The sequence below is a fragment of the Kineococcus vitellinus genome, from assembly GCF_009906315.1.
GTDB classification, from domain to species: Bacteria; Actinomycetota; Actinomycetes; order Actinomycetales; family Kineococcaceae; genus Kineococcus; species Kineococcus vitellinus.
This window is the reverse complement of sequence record NZ_JAAALL010000470.1, coordinates 1-2,124: the sequence shown is the minus strand read 5'-3', so window position 1 is coordinate 2,124 and position 2,124 is coordinate 1. Positions and strand designations below refer to the sequence as shown.

2 protein-coding genes are annotated in these 2,124 nt (G+C 72.3%); both read right to left on the bottom strand.

Translation table 11 applies throughout. The features are described 5' to 3' along the window. Positions 1-559, bottom strand: a 559-nt coding sequence (locus tag GTQ99_RS22545) for a biotin/lipoyl-containing protein (protein ID WP_338075201.1), incomplete at its 3' end; no start/stop codon positions are given. Positions 560-620: 61 nt separating this feature from the next. Continuing rightward, positions 621-2,000, bottom strand: coding sequence for a dihydrolipoyl dehydrogenase (gene lpdA, locus GTQ99_RS22540; RefSeq protein WP_166617908.1), 1,380 nt, complete (start codon positions 1,998-2,000; stop codon positions 621-623). Positions 2,001-2,124 lie beyond the last annotated feature (124 nt).

Below are 2,124 nucleotides of genomic sequence, written 5' to 3'. Positions count from 1 at the left end.
TCTCCAGCAGGGTGCCGGCGACGGGGGAGGGGATCTCGGTGTCGACCTTGTCGGTGGACACCTCCAGCAGGGGCTCGTCCACCTCGACGGTGTCGCCGACCGACTTCAGCCAGCGGGTGACGGTGCCCTCGGTGACGCTCTCGCCGAGCGCGGGCATCTGCACGGCCTGCCCGCCACCGGAGCTGGGCGCGGCCGCCGCGGCGGGGGGTTCCTCCGGAGAGGGTTCCTGCGCGCTCTCCGGAGCCTGCTGGGCCTGCTCGGGCGCCGGCGGGGCCGGTGCCTCCTGGGCCGGGGCGCTCGGCGCCGACTGCCCCTGCTCGGCGGGGTCGCCGACCCGGGCGAGGTCCGCGCCCACCTCCACCGTCTCGTCCTCGCCGACGAGGATCTCCAGCAGGGTGCCGGCGACGGGGGAGGGGATCTCGGTGTCGACCTTGTCGGTGGACACCTCCAGCAGGGGCTCGTCCACCTCGACGGTGTCGCCGACCGACTTCAGCCAGCGGGTGACGGTGCCTTCGGTGACGCTCTCCCCGAGCGCGGGCATCTGCACCGAGTTCGACATCTCTACGGTTCTCCTCACGGACGTGGTGCGGCGTCCGTGGACGCCGGCGTTGCGGTGGCGGTCAGGAGTGCGAGTGCAGCGGCTTGCCGGCCAGCGCCAGGTGCGCCTCGCCCAGCGCCTCGTTCTGGGTGGGGTGGGCGTGCACGAGGGCGGCGACGTCCTCGGGGAAGGCCTCCCAGTTGACGATGAGCTGCGCCTCGCCCACCTGCTCGCCGATGCGGGCGCCGACCATGTGGACGCCGACGACCGGGCCGTCCTTCTGCCGCACCAGCTTCACGAAGCCGGTGGTGCCGATGATCTGGCTGCGGCCGTTGCCGCCGAGGTTGTACTCGACGACCTCGACGTCGCCGAACTTCTCGCGGGCCTTGGCCTCGGTGAGGCCGACGGAGGCGACCTCGGGGTCGGAGTAGGTGACCTTCGGGATGCCCGTCTCGTCGATGACCGCGGGCTCCAGGCCGGCGATGTCCTCGGCGACGAAGATGCCCTGCTGGAAACCGCGGTGCGCCAGCTGCAGGCCCGGGACGATGTCGCCGACGGCGTGGACGCCCTCGACGTTCGTCCTCAGGCGCTCGTCGGTGAGGACGAAGCCGCGGTCCATCGTGATGCCCTGCTCCTCGTAACCGAGGTTCGCGGTGTTCGGGCCGCGGCCGACGGCGACGAGCAGGAGGTCGGCCTCGAACGTCTTGCCGTCCTCGAGGGAGACCACGACGCCGGAGTCGGTCTGCTCGACGCCCTTGAAGCGGACGCCGAGGGAGAACGCGATGCCGCGCTTGCGGAAGGCGCGCTCGAGCGCCTTGCTGGAGGCCTCGTCCTCCAGCGGCACCAGGTGGGGCAGCGCCTCGACGATCGTCACGTCGGCGCCGAAGGACTTCCAGACACTGGCGAACTCGACGCCGATGACGCCGCCGCCGAGGACGACGACGCGGTCGGGCACGGAGTCCAGCTGCAGCGCCTGCTCGCTGGTGATGACCCGGCCGCCGATCTCCAGGCCGGGCAGGCTGCGGGAGTAGGAGCCGGAGGCCAGCACGACGTGCTTGCCGGTGTAGCGCCGGCCGTCCACCTCGACGGTGTCCTTGGCCACCAGGCGGCCCGCACCGGCCACCAGCTCGACCTTGCGCGACTTCACCAGGCCCTGCAGGCCCTTGTACAGGCGGGCGACGACGCCGTCCTTGTACTTGTTGACCCCGGCCATGTCGATGGACTCGAAGGTCGCGCGGACGCCCACGGCCTCCGAGTCGCGGGCCGCGTCCGCGACCTCCGCTGCGTGGATGAGCGCCTTGGTCGGGATGCACCCCCGGTGCAGGCAGGTCCCGCCCAGCAGGTCCTTCTCCACGAGGGCCACCTTCAGGCCCAGCTCGGCGGCGCGCAGCGCGCAGGCGTAACCCCCGCTGCCACCCCCGAGGATGACGACGTCGTATTCCTGACCGGCGGCACCTGCCACGAAAAGCTCCTGAGGTCGACTGTGCTGGCGACTGCTCCGCCGCTGATCCTCTCACTCCCCGGCCCGGGCGGCGCCGGGGGGTGGAACGCGAGCACGGCGGCACCCGCAGGGGGTGCCGCCGTGC